Here is a 19,041-nt window from a genome sequence, read left to right as displayed (position 1 = left end):
GCCTTTTTTATTCCCACCTTTCAGCAACGACATCGACCAAATGTGGGAGCGAGCAGGCTCACTCCCACAGGGTTGTGCTGTGTTCCCTAGGGTTTATCGGGTTTTGCCAGCAGGGTGTACACACACGGCAGCACAAACAACGTAAACAACGTCCCGATCGACATCCCTGTGGCGATCACCGTGCCGATGTCGAACCGGCTGACGGCGCCCGCCCCCGTGGCGATGATCAACGGCACCATGCCGAACACCATCGCAGCGGTGGTCATCAACACCGGACGCAGACGAATGGCCGCCGCTTCCTCCACGGCCTCGCGCGGCGTCAGGCCTTTGTCCTTGCGTAACTGGTTGGCAAATTCGACGATCAGGATTCCGTGTTTGCTGATCAGCCCGATCAACGTCACCAGGCCGACCTGGGTGTAGATATTCATGCTCGACCAGCCCAGGAACAGCGGGATCAGCGCACCACAGATCGACAAAGGTACGGTCACCAGAATCACCAGCGGATCGCGGAAGCTTTCGAACTGGGCGGCCAGTACCAGGAAAATGATCGCCAGCGCCAGGGCGAAGGTGACCCACAGCGCACTGCCTTCCTGGACGTATTGCCGGGATGCGCCGGCATAGTCGAAGGCATAACCCACCGGCGCCTCTTCCCGAGCGATCTGGCGCACGGCGTCGATGGCTTCACCCATGCTGACCAGCGGCACCCCGGACAGGATGGCCGAGTTGAGTTGCTGGAACTGGTTCAACTGCCGTGGACGCGCCCGGTCAGTCACGGTGATCAGGGTCGACAGGGCCAGCAGTTCGCCTTGGGTGTTCCTCACATAATAATTGTTCAGCCAGTCGGGGTTATCCCGGAAGGGCCGTTCGACCTGCGCGATGACTTTGTAGCTGCGACCTTCAATGGTGAAACGGTTGATCTCCGCCTCACCCAGCAATGTCGCGAGCGTTCCGCCCAGATCCTGCATGGAAACACCCATCTGTGCGGCTTTGGCGCGATCGATATCCACCACCACTTCAGGTTTGTCGAACGCCAGGTCGACGTCGACGAAGGCGAATTTGCCGGATTCCATTGCCCGCTTTTTCACCCGGTCGGTCACTTGCAGCAGCGACTCGTAATCCTTGGCGGAGTTGATGACGAACTGAAACGGCAGCCCCTCGCCGGTACCGGGCAGGGAAGGCAGGTTGAAGCCGAAGATTTGCAACCCGGAAATGCTCTCCAGTTTGCGCTGGACCTCGGGCAGGATTTGCATCTGAGTGCGGCTGCGTTCGTTCCACGGCTTGAGCAGGAAGCCGCCGATCCCCGATTGCACGCCGTTGAAGCCATTGATCTGGAACGACGAGTAGTACTCGGGAAACGTCTTGAAGATCGTGACGAACTCGTCGGTGTAGGTGCTCAGATAGTCGAGGTTGGCCGGTTGCGGGGCGTTGGCCATCATGAAAATGATGCCCTGGTCCTCGTCCGGCGCCAGTTCCGACTTGGTGAACGTGAGCAGTACCGGAATCAGGCACAGCACGATCACCGCGAACACCAGCACCACCGGCCGGGTGCTCAGGGTTGCGTGCAGCATGCTTTGGTAACGGCGCTTGAGGCCTTCGAAAATCAGGTCCAGGCGATGGGCCAGGCCGCTGGGATTTTCGTCATGACGCAGCAGGAAGGCGCACATCATCGGCGACAGGGTCAGGGCGACGATGCCGGAGATCACCACCGCGCCGGCCAGGGTCAGGGCGAACTCCTTGAACAGCGCTCCCGTGAGCCCCGTCAGGAAGCCGATCGGCGCATAGACCGCCGCGAGGGTGATGGTCATCGAGACCACCGGCATGGCGATTTCCCGGGCGCCTTCGATGGCTGCATCCAGCGGCGTCTTGCCTTCTTCGATGTGCCGGTGGATGTTTTCCACCACGACGATGGCGTCGTCCACCACCAGGCCGATGGCCAATACCATGGCCAGCAACGTCAGCAGGTTGATCGAGTAGCCCATCATCTGCATGAAGAACATCACGCCGATCATCGACAGCGGGATGGTGACCACCGGGATCACCACCGAACGCAGCGCGCCGAGAAACAGGAACACCACCACGATCACGATCAGCACCGCTTCGAACAATGTTTTGATCACCTCGTTGATCGAGGCCTGGATAAAGAGCGTGGCGTCGTAGGCGATTTCACCTTTAAGGTTTGGCGGCAGCTGGGCTTCCAGGTCCGGCATGATCTTGCGCACTTCCTTGATCACGTCCAGCGGGTTGGCGCCGGGCGTGGCCTTGATGCCGATGTACACCGAAGGTGTGCCGCCGAAGGAGCTGATCGAGTTGTAGTTTTCCGCACCCATTTCAACCCGCGCCACATCGCTGAGCAGCACGCGACTGTCGCCCTCGACCTTGAGCGGAATCGCGGCAAAGGCTTCAGCGGATTTGAGCTCGGTGTTGGCGTTGATGCTGGTGACGACGTACTCGCCTTTCACTTCGCCGGCGGCGGAGAGGAAGTTGTACTTGCGCACGGCATCGGTCACGTCGCTGGCACTCAGGCCGAAACCGGCGAGCTTGACCGGGTCCAGCCACAGACGCATGGCGAACACCTGGTTGCCGAGAATCTCGGCTTCAGCCATGCCCGGCAGGGTCGCCAGTTTCGGCTGGATGACCCGCGACAGGTAGTCGGTAATTTGCGGGTTGCTCAGCTCCTTACTGAAGAAGCTGATGTACATCAGTGCCGAGGCGTCGGCGGCTTCCTTGCTCAGCACCGGGTCTTCGGCGTCCTGGGGCAGCTGGTTCTTCACCTCGTTGGCCTTGGCCAGCAGTTCGGTGAACAAGCGGTCGCTGTTGGAGCCGATGCGCGCGTAGATCGAGATCACCGAGAAGTTCTGGCGACTGACCGAGGTCATGTAATCGATGCCTTCGGCGCTCGCCAGACTTTGTTGCATCGGTTGGGTGATGTAGCCCTGAATGGTTTCGGCGTTGGCCCCGGGATAAGCGGTGGTCACCGTGATCAGGGCGTTTTCCATTTGTGGATACTGGCGCAGCGGCAACTTGCTCCAGGCCTGGAAGCCCAGCAGCACAATCAACAGGCTGACCACGGTGGCGAGCACCGGGCGGCGGATGAACGGGTCGGTAAAAGCCATGGGGATTCCTTGATCAGTCCGCGCGCGGCGGGCTGTTCTTCTCGGCTAGGGTCTTGTCGTCGCTGATCGCAATGTGTGCGCCGTTGTCCAGTTTGATTTGGCCGGCCGTAACCACTTTTTCGCCGTTCTGCACACCTTTGGTGATCATCACTTGCCCGTCGCGGCGCTCGCCGGTTTCGATGAAGCGCCGTTCGGCAATCAGGATCGGTTGGCCCTTGTCGTCTTTTTCCAGGCTGCCGTCTTCGGCTTTTTTCTGCGCAACGACATAGAGCGAGTTGCCGTACAGCGTGTAAGTGATCGCGCTTTCCGGCACGACAATGCGCGGCTGCGGGTCGGGCAACAACACTTGCAGGCTGGCGAACATCCCCGGCAGCAGTTTGCCGTCGGGGTTGGCCAGGGTCGCGCGGACCTGGACGTTGCGGGTACTGTTTTCGACTTTCGGGTTGATCGCGCTGATGGTGCCGGGGAAGGTTTGTGTCGGGTAGGCCGCGACAATGATCTGCACCGGTTGACCGAGGGCGATCTTCGGTACCGACTGCTCGGGCACGAAGAAGTCTACATAGAGGCTGCTGAGGTCTTGCAGGGTGGCAATCATGGTGCCGCTGGCGAGATAGTCACCGATGTCCACCTGACGAATGCCGATGGTCCCGCTGAACGGTGCGAGCAAGCGTTTTTTGGCCAGCGCCGCCTTGAGCTGATTGACCGTGGCCCGGCTCTTTTTCAGCACTGCAGAGAGCCGGTCGAATTCGCCTTTGGAAATGGCCTGGCTACCCACCAATTGACTGCCGCGACCGTAATCGAGCTGCGCCAGACCCAGGTCGGCCTGAGCGGTTTCGAGCAGGGCGGTTTCTACCACGCTATCAAGCAAAAGCAGCGGTTGGCCGACCTTGACCTTCTGGCCTGATTCGAACTGCAAATCGATGACGGTGCCGTCGGTCTCCAGGCTCAGGTCCACGCCTTGCAGCGCCTTCAGGGTGCCGACGGTGGGCAGGCGGGCTTGCCACGGCCGTTCGGTGGCCGTGGCCACGGCGACACTGATCGCCGGTTTCGGCACAGCAAAGCCCTGAATCATCGTATAGATGGAGAAGGCTTTGTAACCGGCCAGCACCAGCACGATCAGCAAAACAACACCCAACATGATCAGCATGCGGCGACGCAGCATATTTCCACTTCCTTGGAGAAAATCAGGTGAGACAGTCGGGGCACATTACTCCGAGTGTGCCGGGGATTCCAACCGGCACTTTTTACAGGCAAGCGCAAAACCTGTGGGAGCCGAGCTTGCTCGCGATAGCGGTGGGTCAGCCAACGAAAATATCGACTGATACACCGCCATCGTCGGAACGCCGCCCGGACCAAGCTCGGCTCCTACAAAGGACCGTGTCTAGATGAGGTGCAGGTGGTTGTCCCAGAGCCCTGCGGGTAGATCGAGGGGTTTTGCTACAAGGCTTGTCTGGCGGCAATCGTAGAACCGGCAGCGCCCTTGACCCGAGGTCACGACAAAGCCATCGGCTACCGAGCCGACCCCGGCGCAATCGGGAAGCGGCGCGTCCAGGCGCACTTCACCGCTGTCCAGGTCCCAGATGAAAAAGCGGTTGCCCCGTGGCGCAGTCAACGCGACCAGGCGCAATTCGCTGTGCACCGCGACGCTGGCGGTGTAATGCCCCATGGCCTGCAACTGATGCTCAGGTACCGGAAAGGCCACGAAAGGCTGGCCGGGACGCTTGATCGCCAGCAGCTCCGACGACTCGTGAGACGGCCCCATGAACTGCTGACCGGCGACGATGGTGCCGTCGCTGGCAATCCCCAAATGACGCACACTGTTCATCTGCTGGGCGAGGGTTTCCTTGCTCAGCAAGGTGCCGTCGCGTTGCATCAGGACCAGGCTCGGTTCCATGGCGTTGAGGTTCATCTCGACGCGGCTTTCGGCCTCGGTGCGAATGCCGCCGTTGGCCACCACCAGGGTTTCACCGTCGGGCATCCACGACACCTGATGCGGGCCGACGCCATGAGTCGAAATCTCACCGCTGTGCACCAGCCGCTCACCTTCGAACTTATACACACCGAGCAAGCCGCGCCCCGGATCGGAGGTGTCGTTCTCGGTGGCGTACAGCCAGTCGCCGCTCTTGTGAATCACCGCGTGACCGTAGAAGTGCCGGTTCGGCAGCGAGGTCACGGTTTGCAGCAACGTGCCGTCGCGCAGGTCGATCAGGTAACTCTCGGTGCCAGGACGACGGGCGACGAACAGCGCAATCGGCAGCGTCGGGTGATTGATGATGTCGTGGCAGCGCTGGCCGACCTGGGTGGCAAACACCCGGGTGCCGTCCAGCCGGTAACCGACGGCATAGTGCTTGCCGTCGGTGTCGTCCCGCGCCGAGAGCAGCAGCGGGCTTTTGTCCTTCTGCTTGAACAGCGTCCAGCCGCCCAGTGTCACCGCACCCAGCAGCAAACTACCTAACGTCAGAGCCTGGCGTCGCAGCATGGAACTTGCCCTCATCAGTCACCGTCGTTGGCGTTGAAGCCCAGTTGGATGCCCAGCGCCTTGGCCAGTTCGCCTTCGTGCAGGCGGTGGACGACGTTGAGGCTGTCATAGAGATCGTTGAGTTGCTGGCGACCGGCATCGTCGTTGAGCATTTCGGTCAGCGAGCGTTGGTTGCTGGCGAACAGTTTCAGGGACGCGGCGTAAGCGGCGTCGATCTTGTCGGCCAACGGTTTCTGCTCGCTCGGCAACAGGCCGCGCAGGCCTTTGTTGTCGACGCCTTCCCACACCGTTTTGGCGGCGGCGAGGCTGGCTTCGAGGCCGGTCAGGGACGACTGGCTGCGCCATGCATCGGCCTGGAACGGTTGCGGCACCCCCTTCGTCTGACGGCCCATCGGCGTGCCGAGTTTTTTCTTCAGGCTGTCGATGGCGGTGACTTGCACGCGCAACAGATCGGCGATGGCTTCGTGGGAATCGGCGTAGCGCTGGTTCGGGAATTTGCTCATCTGCGCGAGCATGCCGTCGGTGTTGTTCCAGCTTTTCAGAATCTCTTCGGCCAGTTGTTTCTGACGCTCGCCAATCGCGATCAGCAGCGGGCAGTACTTGGCTTTCTGTTCAGCGTTGGCCACATCAGGCTTGCTGTCGAACAGGATGTATTCGTAGGCGGAAAGGCCTTGAACCACAACGCTGGACTTGGCCAGGGCAGCGGCATCGATCTGCGGCTGTGCGGTGACCAGTTGCTCGACCTGACGGCCGACGAGGTTTTTCTTGTCCGGCCAGAACTGCACCTGCCAGGCGCGATTGCCCTCGGCCAACGGCCCGATCAGCAGCGGCTGCAGCTCGGCCCAGGCTTTCTGTGCATGCAGGAAGTCGGCGCGGGCGGTGTCGAGGTTTTCCTTGCCTTCGCAGTAGGCCAACGCACTGACGGCCAGTTGGCGGTCGGCTTCAACCCAGCGCGCGTAGGTCGGCAGGATCACCGACTTGGCGATGGCTGCTGACGTGACGGCCTGCGGATCCTGCGGTGAACAGGCGCCCAAGGCTAGCGCGGCAAGGCTGGTGAACAACAATTTGGGACGGAACATGTCGGGCTCCCGCTATGGAATACGTATTAAAGGGAATTCAAGAACGTCAGCAACGCAGCGCGCTGTTCGGCGTTGAAAGATAAAACCTGTTGCTGCGCCGCTGTGGCTTCGCCGCCATGCCAGAGCACGGCTTCGAGCAGATTGCGGGCGCGGCCATCGTGCAAAAACTGGGTGTGGCCACTGACCGCCTGCGTCAGGCCGATGCCCCACAACGGCGGCGTGCGCCAGTCGCGGCCGCTGGCCTGGAATTCGGTACGGTTGTCGGCCAGACCCTCGCCCATGTCATGCAGCAGCAGATCGCTGTAAGGGCGAATCACTTGATTGGCCAGTTCAGGTTCTGCGGCGTTGGCGGCGGTGGTGTATTTCGGGGTGTGGCAGGACTGGCATCCGGCCTGGAAAAACAGATTCTTGCCGGCCAGCACCTCGGGGGCGCTGACATCGCGGCGGGCCGGTACGGCGAGGTTTCGGCTGTAGAACAGCACCAGGCGCAGGATGTTGTCGCTGACTTCCGGCTCGCCATCCGGGCCATTACCATTCGGTGCCTGTTTGCAGGCGGTTTGCGCGTCGGTGCAGTCATCAACGGGCCTCAGGCTGGTGGTCAGGCCCATGTCACCGGAAAACGCATGAACATTCTGTTGATTGAGGTTCGGTTGCCCGGCCTTCCAGCCAAATCGCCCGAGAACGGTTTTTTGCTGCGTGTCATCCCAGACCCGGTTCGGGCGTCCGGCGATACCGTTTTTGTCTTTTGCCTGAGCCTCGGCATTGGCCAGGATCGCCTCGTCGGGAATCGCTTCAAGCAGGCCCAGGCCAATCATTGGCGGTGCGACCCTGGCCGAGAAACGCGTGTCAGGGTGCATCGGGCCGTAGCCGAGCTGGGTGATCTGCAACGTCGGTTTGCGCAACTCGACTTCGGTGCCGTCCTTGAAACGAATCGGAACGGGCGTGTAATCGACGCGCACTTTGCCTTCCGGCACGACACCTGGCACGGACATGTCCTGGAACTGTCCGCCGTAGACCGGTTCCGGAACGACACCAAGCTGCTCGATGACCTTGGCATAGGCCGGCGCATCGGGAATCGACAGGCGTACCAGCATCGACACGGCGTTCTGCGCATCAGGCGTGGGCGGATGACCGCGGCCGTCCTTGATGTGGCAGCCCTGGCACGCGTTGGTGTTGAACAACGGCCCGAGGCCATCCCGGGCGGTGGTGGTCGACGGCGCGATCACCCAGGGATTACGGAAAAAACTGTTGCCGACACTGAAGTCCACGCGTCGTGACGGCGACAGGTTGGCGGACGGCAAAGAAAATGAGTTCTGATCGGTCTTGCGCACGGTTGCACTGCCACCGGACCGGGCTTCACCGGGTTCGGCCTGGGTAAAACGCGGGGCGTCATCGCAGGCACTCAGGCCCAGGGCCAGAAACAGTGCGGACAAGCGAAGAGGCAGCGAGGGCATCGGACATCCTGCAAGACGAGCAAAACAAGGGGCGCAAAGTCTAACAGGGCAGGGGAGATTGAATAAGAGGAATTATCGTTTGGTTGATGTGGGACAGTATTTATCTGGACGCCACAATTCCCCTGTGGGAACACAATCCAATGTGGGAGCGAGCTTGCTCGCGATGGCGTCATCACAGTCGACATTGATGTTGAATGTACGACCGCTATCGCGAGCAAGCTCGCTCCCACAATGGAAATGTGTTCAGGCTGGCATGAAAAAGGCGACCCGAAGGTCGCCTTTTTATTCAGCCTGCGTTGATCAGAATTCGTGATCAGCGTTGTCCGGGTTCAGGTCACTGATGCCCAGTTTGCCAGCGGCGGCTTCGATCGAACCGGTCTGCTTGACCAGGGAAGCGATAGCGTCGCGGACGATCTGGTTGCCAGCGGTGTTGCCGGCGGCGATCAGCTGGTCGTAGTGCTCACCCTTGTTGGCGTGATCGACCATGATCTGGATTTTGGCTTCGGTGGCGGCCAGGTCGGCTTTGAGCGCGGTGTCGGCAGCCGGGTCAGCCTTGGCCACCAGGGACGACAGGCTGGCGCCGGTCATTTTGGTGCCGTCGACGCGGGTGTATTCGCCCAGGTACACGTTACGAATGCCTTTGGCATCGTAGAAGTGCGAGTTGTGGGTGTTGTCGCTGAAGCAATCCTGTTCGTCTTCCGGGGAGTTCGCTTCCAGGGAAACCTTCATGCGCTCGCCCGCCAGTTCGCCCAGGGACAGGCTGCCCATGCCGAACAGCATTTTGCGCAGGCCGGATTCAGCTGGCTCGGCTTCCAGGGTGGCGCGGTAGTTGTCGGCCACGTTCGGCTTCCAGTTACCGACCATTTCTTCCAGGTCGCTGACCAGCAGTTGGGTCACGGACTTCAGATAAGCGCGACGACGATCGTTATGACCGCCGGTTGCGCCTTTGCCTTCCAGGTAGTCGGAAGCTGGACGGTTGCCGGCGCCAGGGCCAGTGCCGTTCAAGTCCTGGCCCCAGAGCAGGAATTCGATGGCGTGGTAGCCGGTGGCGACGTTGGCCTCGGAGCCACCCAGCTCGTTCAGGCTGGCAAGTTTTGCCGGGGTGATGTCTTTCACGTCGACCTTGTCTTCGCCGACCTGAACCTGGGTGTTGGCGATGATGTTGGCCGTGGCGCCCGGGTTACCCAGTGCGTGCTCGTAGGATTTGTCGACGTAGTCGATCAGGCCTTCGTCCAGCGGCCAGGAGTTCACCTGACCTTCCCAGTCGTCGATGATGGTGTTGCCGAAGCGGAACACTTCGCTCTGCAGGTAAGGAACGCGGGCAGCGATCCAGGCAGCCTTGGCAGCTTTCAGGGTGTCGGCGTTCGGCTTGGCGAGGAAGGCGTCGACGGCGGTTTGCAGGGTCTTCGCGGTGGATTCGGCATCGCTGTAAACGGCGAAGACGATGTCGGCGTAATGCGCGACAACGGCTTTGGCGGCGGCTTCGTCGACTTTACTGGCAGCGGCAGGTGCAGCAGCCGGGGCCGTGGTGCTGGCGGCCGGAGTCGGTGCTTGCGCAGCGACAGCTTTGTCTTTGCCTTCGCCACAACCGGCGAGGGAAATAGCGATGGCCAACAGACTGGCGGTAGCCAGAGGCATACGAATCATGGCGAACATCCTGCTTCGAGAAGGGGTGGAATGGCGCAGCAAGCGCGCAAAACTGCGACATAATGCAAATCTTTCGCATTATGTGTAAAGGGTTGTGCTTGGAAATATTTCTTATTCAGGGGGAGTTATGTCGTGGGTCAAGAGAACGCAGCCTCGTTTCACTCGACAGCTGCTACAGAGTGAAACGAGGCTGCGATCTTTTGATCTTTTACAAAATAGCGGCGTTACTGCGCTGGGCCTGTTTCAGATACGCGCTCAATTCCCGCGCCGGCAGCGGCTTGCTGTAGAGATAGCCCTGACCTTCGTGACAGCCCTCGGAGATGATGTAGGCCTCTTGCTCGGGGGTTTCCACGCCTTCGGCAATCACCTGCATGCCCAGGCTCTTGCCCAACTGGATAATGGCCCGAACGATGGTCGCATCGTCGTCGTCATCGAGCAGGTCCTGAACGAAGCTTTTGTCGATCTTGATCTTGTCCAGCGGCAGGCTTTTCAGATAGCTCAATGACGAGTAACCGGTGCCGAAGTCGTCGATCGCGATCAGCGCACCGGAGCGGCGCAGGCTCAGCAGGTGCTGGGCGGCCGTGCTGATGTCTTCCATCAGGCCGGTTTCGGTGACTTCCAGCTCCAGGCTGCGCGGTGGCAGGCGGTACATCTGCAGGAGGTTGTTGACCACCCGTGGCAACTCGGCGTGGTGCAGCTGCACCGTGGACAGATTCACCGCCATGCGCAGGTCGACGAAACCCTGGTCATGCCAGTCGCGCAATTGTTTGCACGCCTGATCCAGCACCCATTCGCCGATGGCGATGATGGTGCCGTTCTGCTCGGCCAGGGGGATGAACAAGTCCGGCGGAACCAGCCCGTGCTCGGGATGCTGCCAGCGAATCAGCGCCTCGACACCCACCACCCGGTGATCGCGATAGCTGATCTGCGGTTGGTAGACGAGGTAGAACTGGCCTCGGGCCAAGGCGTCGCGCAGGTCTTTTTCCAGCTCGCGACGGCGGCGCATCTCGGTGTCGACGCTGGCGATATAGAACTGATAACGGTTGCGCGAGCGAGTCTTGGCCAGGGTCATGGTCTGCTCGGCTTTTTGCAGCAGCTTCTCGGTGCTGTCACCGTCTTCGGGGAACAGGGTGATGCCGATGGTGGCGCGCAGGCGAATCTCTTGATGATCGAGGGCAAAGGCCGCTTCCAGGTCATCGAGAATGCTTTGGGCCAGTTCGGCCGCTTCGTAGGGTTGTTCGATGTCGGCCTGAACCAGGGCGAACTGGTCGCCGCCGAGGCGGGCGAGGGCGCCAAGGCGTCCGCTGTGAGCTCGCAGGCGATCGGCCAGGGCCAGCAGCAGTTGGTCGCCGGTCTGGTAGCTGAATTGTTCGTTGATGCCCTTGAAGTCGTCCAGGCCGACCACCAATACCGCGACCCGACGTTGCAACCTGCCGGCGTCTACCAGGATTTTGTCCAGTTGCTGCTGCAATTGCTGGCGGTTCGGCAGGCCGGTGAGGAAGTCGTACTGGGCCATGCGTAGCAGGCTGTTTTCCGCTTCGTGGCGCAAATGGGTGTTGCGCTCGATGGACTCGAGCAACTGGTTGGCGGTGTTGATCCAGATCCCCAGTTCGTTCTTTTCATGCCCCTTGAGTAGCGGGATTTTGTGTGCGCTGGGGCGATCCGGATTGATTTCCGTGAGGTGTTCGATGATCCGCGACAGCGGCTTGGTCAGTAGCCAGTGATAGACCAGGTACAGCACCAGCCCCATGGCCATCGCACGCAACACGCCGGAGATGAAGATGATCACCGAACTGACGATGAAACCCTGGCCGTAGGTGGCGGTGTCGAGGGTGATGCTCAAGTCGCCGTAATACTCGCTGTAAGGGCCGCGACCCACCAGCTGGGTGGTGAAGGTGCGCTCCTTGCCGAGGATCAGGTCGGTCAACCAGCGACTGTCGGAATGCTGCAGCTCGCGAGACTTTTGCGCGAGCATGGCTTCGTTGGGATGGCCAATGGAGGCCTTGCGCACAGCGTCGTCCTGAAACAGGCCTTCGATAACCTGCATGCCCATTTCCCGGTCCAGGCTGTAGACGGCCTGGGTCGAGGGGTCGCGGAACATGTCGAGGATGCGTTGGGCATCGCTGGCCACGGCCTGGCGTGTTTTATAGGCATCGAAAACGATCTGCGCGCAGCTCAAGACCACGCCGACGATCAATGCCGACAGGAGCACGACCCGAAGCAACTTCACCGACAAGCTGTTCTTGAGTTCCAGCTTCAAAGAGTCATTCCTTGTTCCGTGCGGGTAGCGTCAAGTTGCCATGAGTATTGGCAATCCGGTGATGGCAGTCAAAGGGACAATCAATCACATGGGGTTTTGCCTGTAGCTTGGCCGAAATGCTGTGGTTTGGAGTGTTTGCCTATTCGTACTGTGTCGGTTGTTGGGTCCTTCAACTTGAGGGGGATTGGGACATATTTCCGTTTGGTTGATGTTAGACGGCTGTGGCGTTGGGGCAAGGGTTCGCTGTGGGGATTTGGTCTGGTGTGTATATCCATTTCTGGAGAGTGTCAGATTTTTTGTGTGCGGGTCGGTAATGGCCTGCCAAACATCCAATCCCTGTGGGAGTGAGCCTGCTCGCGATGGCGGCCGCACAGGCAACGGATGCGTCTGTTTAAACAGCGGTAAAAAAACCAGACCTTTCCCACGAGGTTTTCAGGTTGCCCGTAGGAAGCGGGTTCAATTACCTTTTGGGTGTCGCTGAAAACTCAGCGATCGGGTGTGAGAACCCGGCAAGTCATAGTCATCCATCGCCAGTATCCGCATAATTGCCGCCAGTTTATCTGCTGCATATGCGTTATGGCGGCTGTGTGCGGGCAGACTTCGGTCTGGCCGGGTGTCTATGACCGGTTTCTCACCTCGCACATAGCTGCCACCTCTTCGTCGCGTGAGAAACGGCGAGGGAATGGCACCCAACGTCATAGGCATTCCCTTGGATAAATTAATCCCCGATCCCCCCTTCAACAGCTCCAAACCCTACAACCCCAGCCCCATGTTCCTGATCTCCCCGGACATGAACACCGAAACCCTCCTGGCCCACGCCTGTGAGTCATTGGCCTCGGCAAGTGTTCTGGCCAGCGACTTCGCCACCTACCTGACCGGCTCCCAGCGCAGTACGGCGTTGGCCATCGCGCAGATCGTCATGCTGGCGGACTTAGCCGTTAATCGGGCGTTGGATATCGTCGACCCGCAGGAATAGGCGTTCAGTCAGTTCTACCGCGTCATCGTTCTTCGCGAGCAAGCCCGCTCCCACATTTGAAATGTATTCCCCCTGTGGGAGCGGGCTTGCTCGCGAAGACGGCCGGACAATCGACACATTTTTCATGGATGTACCCGCTTTCTAAACTTTCCAGCGCCCATAAAAAAACCCGGCAAAAGCCGGGTTTTTTGACTGGCGTCGATCTTAAGCGGTGAAGGTTTTGCCTTCGAACTGCTCAGCCACGAATTTCCAGTTGACCAGGTTCCAGAACGCTTCGACGTATTTTGGACGAAGGTTGCGGTAGTCGATGTAGTAAGCGTGTTCCCAGACGTCGCAGGTCAGCAGCGGGGTGTCGCCGTTGGTCAGCGGGTTGCCGGCGCCGATGGTGCTGGCCAGGGCCAGGGAACCGTCAGCTTTTTTCACCAGCCAGCCCCAACCGGAACCGAAGGTGCCGATGGAAGTCTTGCTGAATTCTTCCTTGAACTTGTCGAACGAACCGAAGGCTGCGTTGATCGCCTCAGCCAGTGCGCCGGTTGGTTGACCGCCGGCGTTTGGCGCCAGGCAGTTCCAGTAGAAAGTGTGGTTCCAGACCTGAGCGGCGTTGTTGAAGATACCGCCCGAGGAAGATTTGACGATTTCTTCCAGAGTCTTGCCTTCGAACTCGGTGCCTGGCACCAGGTTGTTCAGGTTCGCGACATAGGTGTTGTGGTGCTTGTCGTGGTGAAATTCCAGAGTTTCCTTGGAAATGTGCGGCTGCAGGGCATCGTGTGCGTAAGGCAGCGGCGGCAATTCGAAAGCCATGATGATTCTCCTAATCAGGTCAGTTGCGGTGAGCGCAAGGCCGATCACGGGCGGCCAGACAAGCGCCGGGGAGTTTGTACTCTTTGCGGCGCATCGGATCGGATCATAGCACCGGGGGTGCGGCATAACCACGCAACAACTGTGTGGAATAGAGGTTCCAGAGCCTTTTGGAATAATCAGCCGGCGACGATTAATTGAAACGCCACGGTGAACATCATCACTGCCACCAACAGATCAAGGATTCGCCAGGTACTTGGCCGAGCCAACCATGGCGCCAACCACGCCGCGCCGAGCGCCAAGGTGAAAAACCACAGCAGCGACGCACTGGCCGCGCCCACCACATAAGCGCCGGGCTCGGTTTGTTGGGCGCCGAGGGAGCCAATCAGCAACACGGTATCCAGATAAACGTGCGGGTTTAGCAGCGTTACGGCCAAAGCACTGAGCATCACCGCCCGTAGCGAGCGCACGGTCTGGTTTTCGCCTTGTTGCAGGCTCTGTTTCGAGCAGGCTCGACGCAACGCCAGGCTGCCATACCAAATCAGAAACGCCGCGCCACCCCAGCGGGCGACTGCCAACAACGTCGGGTTCTGCGCCAGCACCGTCGCCAGGCCGAATACCCCGGCGGCCACCAGCAAGGCATCGCAGGTTACGCACAGTGCCGCCACGGGCAGGTGATGTTCGCGCCTAAGGCTCTGAGCCAACACGAACGCATTCTGAGTACCGATCGCCATGATCAGCCCCGCGGCCACCAACAGGCCGTTCACATAGCTTTGCCACATAAGATGTTTACTCCGCGTTGGCCGCCAGATCCCGCAGCACGTGCAGGGCGCGTTCGGCATCGGCCTGGCCGACGAATAAATGGTCGTGGTAATAGCCGGCGATCACGTTGCAGCTGATGCCGGCCTGGCCTAATGCCGTGGCGAACGCGGCGGTCAGGCCGACGGCTTCGAGGGCCGAATGCACGTTCAAGGTGATCCAGGCCGCGACGTAATCGAAACTGAAACCGGCCTTCTCGGCGTGGGATCGTTCCAGAATCACCGTCAGACCTTCCTGCTCGCGAAAGCTGCCGACAATCTCAAGACCTGCCGGCAGATTGCCGTCGCGCAGGGTGCAGAACACGTATTCGCCGACGTTGAGTTGCGGGCTCATGCTGCGCAGCAGCGTTGCCAATAAAGTTTCGCCAGCCATGTCGATGATCCTTGTTCAAGAGTTCTTGCTGGCCATTCTCCGGTGCCAGGCTGTATAAGAAAAACCAATCATGCTGATCGCTCATTAGGAAAACTGATGTTCGACTATAAATTGCTTTCTGCCTTGGCCGCGGTGGTCGAGCAGGCCGGGTTCGAACGTGCGGCTCAGGTGCTCGGTTTGTCGCAATCGGCGATCTCCCAGCGCATCAAATTGCTCGAGGCGCGAGTCGGCCAACCGGTGCTGGTGCGGGTGACACCGCCGGCCCCGACCGAAATCGGCCGACGGCTGCTCAACCATGTGCAGCAGGTGCGTTTACTTGAACGGGACTTGCAAACATTGGTGCCGGCACTCGACGAAGAAGGCCTGCCGGAACGTCTGCGCATCGCCTTGAATGCCGACAGCCTCGCCACGTGGTGGGCGGTGGCGGTCGGGGATTTTTGTGCGCAGCAGCATTTGCTGCTCGATCTGGTGGTCGAAGACCAGACCGTCGGCCTCAAACGCATGCGTGCCGGTGAAGTCGCGGCGTGCGTCTGCGCCAGCGAGCGCCCGGTGGCCGGCGCGCGCAGCGTTTTGCTGGGGGCCATGCGCTACCGTGCGCTGGCCAGTCCGGCCTTTATCGCCCGGCATTTTCCTGAAGGTGTACGCGCCGATCTGTTGTCGAAAACGCCCGCGTTGGTGTTTGGCCCGGACGATTTCCTACAGCATCGCTACCTCGCGTCCCTCGGCGTCGATGGCGGATTCGAACACCATCTATGCCCCTCGTCCGAAGGCTTCATCCGCCTCACGGAAGCGGGACTCGGTTGGGGCCTGGTGCCTGAACTGCAGGTGCGCGAGCAACTGGAGCGCGGTGTATTGGTAGAGCTTTTGCCCGATAAGCCGATCGATGTGCCGCTGTACTGGCATCATTGGCGCAATGGCGGTCAGTTGCTGGGGTTACTCACCGATCAGTTGGTGCGTTCGTCGAAGCAATGGCTGGTGCCGTTGGACTGACGGGCAGCGTCAAGACCTCACGCCCTATGCTAAACGCAAAACGAAATATTCGGAGCAATTCATGAAGATTCTGGTTACCGGCGCAAGCGGCTTCATTGGCGGGCGCTTTGCGCGTTTCGCCCTGGAGCAAGGCCTGGACGTGCGGGTCAACGGTCGCCGGGCCGAAAGTGTGGAGCATCTGGTGCGCCGTGGCGCCGAGTTCATCCAGGGGGACTTGAGCGACCCGGAACTGGCACGCGATCTGTGCTCAGACGTCGAAGCCGTGGTGCATTGCGCCGGTGCGGTCGGTTTGTGGGGGCGCTATCAGGACTTCCATCAAGGCAATGTCCAGGTCACTGAAAACGTGGTCGAGGCCTGTCTTAAACAGCGGGTTCGGCGACTGGTGCACTTGTCGTCGCCGTCGATCTACTTTGATGGCCGCGATCACTTGGGGCTGACCGAAGAACAGGTGCCCAAGCGCTTCAAGCATCCCTACGCCGCGACCAAATACCTGGCCGAGCAAAAAGTTTTCGGCGCTCAGGAGTTCGGCCTCGAAACCCTGGCCCTGCGCCCGCGTTTCGTGACGGGGGCTGGCGACATGAGCATCTTCCCGAGATTGCTGAAAATGCAGCGTAAAGGACGGCTCTCAATCATCGGCAACGGCCTGAACAAGGTTGATTTCACCAGCGTGCAAAACCTCAATGAAGCGTTGCTCAGCAGTTTGCTGGCCAGTGGTTCGGCGTTGGGCAAGGCCTACAACATCAGCAACGGCACGCCAGTTCCGCTGTGGGACGTGGTCAATTACGTGATGCGCAAGATGGATGTCCCACAGGTCACGCGCTACCGTTCCTACGGCTTGGCCTACACCGTAGCAGCGCTCAATGAGGGCGTGTGCAAGCTGTGGCCGGGTCGCCCCGAGCCGACCCTGTCGCGCCTGGGCATGCAGGTGATGAACAAAAATTTCACCCTGGACATCAGCCGCGCCCGGCATTATCTGGACTACGATCCCAAAGTCAGTCTCTGGACCGCCCTCGATGAATTCTGCGGCTGGTGGAAGGCCCAGGACATCCGCTGACGCGCGGGTTAGCGCCGCCGCACTGAACCGAGTTCGGGGTTGAGGGTCAATCGATGCGGCAGTGGGGGTTATACTGCGCCGCATCAAGCCATCACCGCGTTCCTCAAAGGTTGACTCAATGTCCATGCGTAACGATGCCAACGACGACTTCGATGTACCGAGCCTGCGTGCCGACAGCCTCGACGACGATGATTTTCCGACAAGCGCTCGTACCTCCGTGCATTCGCGGACCGCGCCAGTCGTCAAAGTCAAAAGCCCGAGCACCGGCCCGCTGTGGGCGCTGGTCGGCGCCTTGTTCTTCGCGTTTGCAGGCCTGGCCTGGTGGAGCTTTCAGCAGCTCTCGCTGATGGAACAGCAATTGGTGGCGACCCAGGAAAGTTTCGCGCGTATCAGTGAGGATGCGGCGGGGCGCTTGCAGGACATTTCCGGCAAGGTTGTCGCCAGTCAGACCAACGTCAGCAGCGACAGTGAAGCCTTGAAGCTGCAAATCAAACAGCTGGAAAGCAAGCTCCAGGATCAAAGCAAACAACAGCAAGGCGTTGTCGGCCAGACCACCGATCTGGACAAACGCCTGGCACTGATGAGCGCACAAACCACCGATCTGGATAAGCGCTTGGCGCAGATAACCGCGCAAGACACCGAACAACAGACCGCCACCATTCAGTTGCAGGCTCAGGTCAAAGTCTTGAACAGCGATGTCGCCGTGCTGAAAAGCAACCCGGCGGACACAGACAAATTCGACGCGCAACTCAAGAGCCTTGGCTCCGATATCGTTGCACTGAAGAAACAAGGCAACCCGAGCGCCGCCATCGAGCGTCTGGAGCAGGAAGTCATCATCCTCAAAAGCCAGCAGGATAATCGCCCGGCCGCGACGGCAGGCGGGACCAATACCGCCGAATTCGACGCCTTCCGTAGCCAGGTCACCCGCAACATCAACACCCTTCAGGCGCAGATCCAGAATTTGCAGCAGCAGCTGCGCGCCCGGCCTTGAGCCATGAATCATTCCCGGATTTCCCGGGAATGATTTCCTTACACACTGCCATTCGCTGAATATCCATACATACCCCATTGCCGTCTACGCTCTTGAAACACCGACAAGAACGAGGGATGCGCAATGGGGTTTTTGCATAGGTTGGCCTTGCTGGGCGTGATGCTTTTGCTGTGTCTGGGCCAGGTTCAAGCTGCCGGCACGGAAAAGGACGACAGCCAGGCTGCCAAAGCCTTGCTGGAAAAAGCCCTGGCGTACTACCACGACAATGGCGACAAGTCCTTCGCTGCTTTCAGCCGTCAGGGCGAGTTTGTCGACAAGGATCGTTACGTGTTCGTGCTCGACACCAAGGGCGTGATGCTCGCCAGCGGTGGGCCGTCTTCGGCGTTGATTGGCCGTGATGTGTCCGATGTGCTCGGGCCTGATTTGCAGAAAGCCTTCAAAGACGCCTTGAACGTGCCGGAGGGCAATGGCATTCAGCAGGCCGAATATCGCTGGCAGAACTGGTCCGACGGCAAGGTCGAACGCAAGCATGTGTTCTACCAGCGCGTCGGTCAGCGGATCCTGGCGGTGGGTTACTATTTGCCACGGGCCTCAGCGGAACAGGCGATGGCGTTGCTGAACAAAGCGGCGGCCGATCTGGCCAAGGACGAGAAGGGCACGCTCACGGCCATCAACTCCCTCAAGGGCGGGTACTTGCAGGATGACCTGTACGTCTTCGTCGTCGACCTGGATAACCAGCGATACGTCGCCCACGGCACCAACCTGCGGTTGATCAATACCGATTTCAGCAAGATCAATGATCCGGAAGGCAAGCCGGTTGGGGAGCCGATCCTGGCGCTGATGGCCAAGCAGGATTACGGCGAATACGAATACCGCTGGAAAAACCCGGTGACGGGCAAGGTCGAGGACAAGCATGCCTACCTGAAAAAGGTCGGGCATTTTCTGGTGGCTGTGGGGTATTACAGCCCTTGAAGATCAAAAGATCGCAGCCTGCGGCAGCTCCTACAAG

Annotated in this window: 15 protein-coding genes; 5 read left to right on the top strand and 10 right to left on the bottom strand. The window is 59.9% G+C overall.

Features of this window, described 5'->3' with window-relative positions; translation table 11 throughout:
• Positions 1–86: 86 nt before the first annotated feature.
• The 7 genes from ACYZTZ_RS22085 to ACYZTZ_RS22055 all read right to left on the bottom strand — a co-directional run bounded on the left by ACYZTZ_RS22085 (position 87) and on the right by ACYZTZ_RS22055 (position 12,032).
• Positions 87–3,113: a multidrug efflux RND transporter permease subunit gene (locus ACYZTZ_RS22085; RefSeq protein WP_461999708.1), complete on the bottom strand. Its 3,027-nt coding sequence runs from the start codon at positions 3,111–3,113 to the stop codon at positions 87–89.
• Between the two features lie 13 nt (positions 3,114–3,126).
• The gene (locus ACYZTZ_RS22080; RefSeq protein ID WP_056741998.1) at positions 3,127–4,275 is read right to left on the bottom strand and encodes an efflux RND transporter periplasmic adaptor subunit; all 1,149 of its coding nucleotides are present in this window, start codon (positions 4,273–4,275) and stop codon (positions 3,127–3,129) included.
• Between the two features lie 219 nt (positions 4,276–4,494).
• On the bottom strand, positions 4,495–5,592 hold the full coding sequence (locus tag ACYZTZ_RS22075) for a DUF1513 domain-containing protein (protein WP_461999707.1): 1,098 nt from the start codon (positions 5,590–5,592) through the stop codon (positions 4,495–4,497).
• A 14-nt stretch (positions 5,593–5,606) separates the two neighbouring features.
• Positions 5,607–6,671: an imelysin family protein gene (locus tag ACYZTZ_RS22070; RefSeq protein ID WP_461999706.1), complete on the bottom strand. Its 1,065-nt coding sequence runs from the start codon at positions 6,669–6,671 to the stop codon at positions 5,607–5,609.
• Between the two features lie 26 nt (positions 6,672–6,697).
• Positions 6,698–8,125, bottom strand: a complete 1,428-nt coding sequence (locus ACYZTZ_RS22065) for a di-heme oxidoreductase family protein (protein ID WP_461999705.1) — start codon at positions 8,123–8,125, stop codon at positions 6,698–6,700.
• A 300-nt stretch (positions 8,126–8,425) separates the two neighbouring features.
• Complete coding sequence (locus tag ACYZTZ_RS22060) at positions 8,426–9,772, bottom strand: imelysin family protein (protein WP_134096511.1); 1,347 nt, start codon at positions 9,770–9,772, stop codon at positions 8,426–8,428.
• A gap of 208 nt (positions 9,773–9,980) precedes the next feature.
• Positions 9,981–12,032 carry a putative bifunctional diguanylate cyclase/phosphodiesterase gene (locus tag ACYZTZ_RS22055; protein ID WP_056741994.1) on the bottom strand — a complete coding sequence of 684 codons (2,052 nt, stop codon included), beginning with the start codon at positions 12,030–12,032 and terminating at the stop codon, positions 9,981–9,983.
• A 709-nt stretch (positions 12,033–12,741) separates the two neighbouring features.
• Between ACYZTZ_RS22055 and ACYZTZ_RS22050 the strand changes: the two genes are divergently transcribed.
• Positions 12,742–13,008, top strand: a complete 267-nt coding sequence (locus ACYZTZ_RS22050; RefSeq protein WP_223430265.1) for a DUF6124 family protein — start codon at positions 12,742–12,744, stop codon at positions 13,006–13,008.
• A gap of 204 nt (positions 13,009–13,212) precedes the next feature.
• Here the strand turns inward: ACYZTZ_RS22050 and ACYZTZ_RS22045 are convergent, their stop codons facing one another.
• From ACYZTZ_RS22045 to ACYZTZ_RS22035, 3 genes are all read right to left on the bottom strand, one after another.
• Positions 13,213–13,809: a superoxide dismutase gene (locus ACYZTZ_RS22045; protein ID WP_461999704.1), complete on the bottom strand. Its 597-nt coding sequence runs from the start codon at positions 13,807–13,809 to the stop codon at positions 13,213–13,215.
• A 176-nt stretch (positions 13,810–13,985) separates the two neighbouring features.
• Positions 13,986–14,588 (bottom strand): LysE/ArgO family amino acid transporter, encoded by a 603-nt coding sequence (locus tag ACYZTZ_RS22040; RefSeq protein WP_461999703.1) that lies wholly within the window; start codon positions 14,586–14,588, stop codon positions 13,986–13,988.
• 7 nt (positions 14,589–14,595) lie between these two features.
• Entirely contained in the window at positions 14,596–14,997 is a 402-nt protein-coding gene (locus ACYZTZ_RS22035; RefSeq protein WP_461999702.1) for an ACT domain-containing protein, read from the bottom strand.
• A 96-nt stretch (positions 14,998–15,093) separates the two neighbouring features.
• On the opposite strand from ACYZTZ_RS22035, the gene ACYZTZ_RS22030 reads away from it, so the two are divergent.
• The 4 genes from ACYZTZ_RS22030 (at position 15,094) to ACYZTZ_RS22015 (ending at position 19,004) form a co-directional block, all read left to right on the top strand.
• Complete coding sequence (locus ACYZTZ_RS22030) at positions 15,094–15,987, top strand: LysR family transcriptional regulator ArgP (protein WP_056741339.1); 894 nt, start codon at positions 15,094–15,096, stop codon at positions 15,985–15,987.
• Positions 15,988–16,048: 61 nt separating this feature from the next.
• Complete coding sequence (locus ACYZTZ_RS22025; protein WP_461999701.1) at positions 16,049–17,041, top strand: NAD-dependent epimerase/dehydratase family protein; 993 nt, start codon at positions 16,049–16,051, stop codon at positions 17,039–17,041.
• Positions 17,042–17,159: 118 nt separating this feature from the next.
• Positions 17,160–18,032, top strand: coding sequence for an ATPase (locus tag ACYZTZ_RS22020; RefSeq protein WP_461999700.1), 873 nt, complete (start codon positions 17,160–17,162; stop codon positions 18,030–18,032).
• A 123-nt stretch (positions 18,033–18,155) separates the two neighbouring features.
• Positions 18,156–19,004 carry a cache domain-containing protein gene (locus tag ACYZTZ_RS22015; protein WP_461999699.1) on the top strand — a complete coding sequence of 283 codons (849 nt, stop codon included), beginning with the start codon at positions 18,156–18,158 and terminating at the stop codon, positions 19,002–19,004.
• The last annotated feature ends 37 nt before the right edge of the window (positions 19,005–19,041 follow it).

It is taken from the genome of Pseudomonas sp. LB3P58 (genome assembly GCF_054897895.1).
Note: the sequence above shows the minus strand (reverse complement) of the source record. Positions and strands in the feature narration are given on the sequence as shown.

What these genes read in the sequence shown, in the direction of transcription:
- ACYZTZ_RS22035 (WP_461999702.1), bottom strand. Translation starts at nt 14,997, where the DNA reads ATGGCTGGCGAAACTTTATTGGCAACGCTGCTGCGCAGCATGAGCCCG.
- ACYZTZ_RS22060 (WP_134096511.1), bottom strand. Translation starts at nt 9,772, where the DNA reads ATGATTCGTATGCCTCTGGCTACCGCCAGTCTGTTGGCCATCGCTATT.
- ACYZTZ_RS22070 (WP_461999706.1), bottom strand. Translation starts at nt 6,671, where the DNA reads ATGTTCCGTCCCAAATTGTTGTTCACCAGCCTTGCCGCGCTAGCCTTG.
- ACYZTZ_RS22020 (WP_461999700.1), top strand. Translation starts at nt 17,160, where the DNA reads ATGTCCATGCGTAACGATGCCAACGACGACTTCGATGTACCGAGCCTG.
- ACYZTZ_RS22085 (WP_461999708.1), bottom strand. Translation starts at nt 3,113, where the DNA reads ATGGCTTTTACCGACCCGTTCATCCGCCGCCCGGTGCTCGCCACCGTG.
- ACYZTZ_RS22025 (WP_461999701.1), top strand. Translation starts at nt 16,049, where the DNA reads ATGAAGATTCTGGTTACCGGCGCAAGCGGCTTCATTGGCGGGCGCTTT.
- ACYZTZ_RS22080 (WP_056741998.1), bottom strand. Translation starts at nt 4,275, where the DNA reads ATGCTGCGTCGCCGCATGCTGATCATGTTGGGTGTTGTTTTGCTGATC.
- ACYZTZ_RS22030 (WP_056741339.1), top strand. Translation starts at nt 15,094, where the DNA reads ATGTTCGACTATAAATTGCTTTCTGCCTTGGCCGCGGTGGTCGAGCAG.
- ACYZTZ_RS22045 (WP_461999704.1), bottom strand. Translation starts at nt 13,809, where the DNA reads ATGGCTTTCGAATTGCCGCCGCTGCCTTACGCACACGATGCCCTGCAG.
- ACYZTZ_RS22065 (WP_461999705.1), bottom strand. Translation starts at nt 8,125, where the DNA reads ATGCCCTCGCTGCCTCTTCGCTTGTCCGCACTGTTTCTGGCCCTGGGC.
- ACYZTZ_RS22075 (WP_461999707.1), bottom strand. Translation starts at nt 5,592, where the DNA reads ATGCTGCGACGCCAGGCTCTGACGTTAGGTAGTTTGCTGCTGGGTGCG.
- ACYZTZ_RS22040 (WP_461999703.1), bottom strand. Translation starts at nt 14,588, where the DNA reads ATGTGGCAAAGCTATGTGAACGGCCTGTTGGTGGCCGCGGGGCTGATC.
- ACYZTZ_RS22015 (WP_461999699.1), top strand. Translation starts at nt 18,156, where the DNA reads ATGGGGTTTTTGCATAGGTTGGCCTTGCTGGGCGTGATGCTTTTGCTG.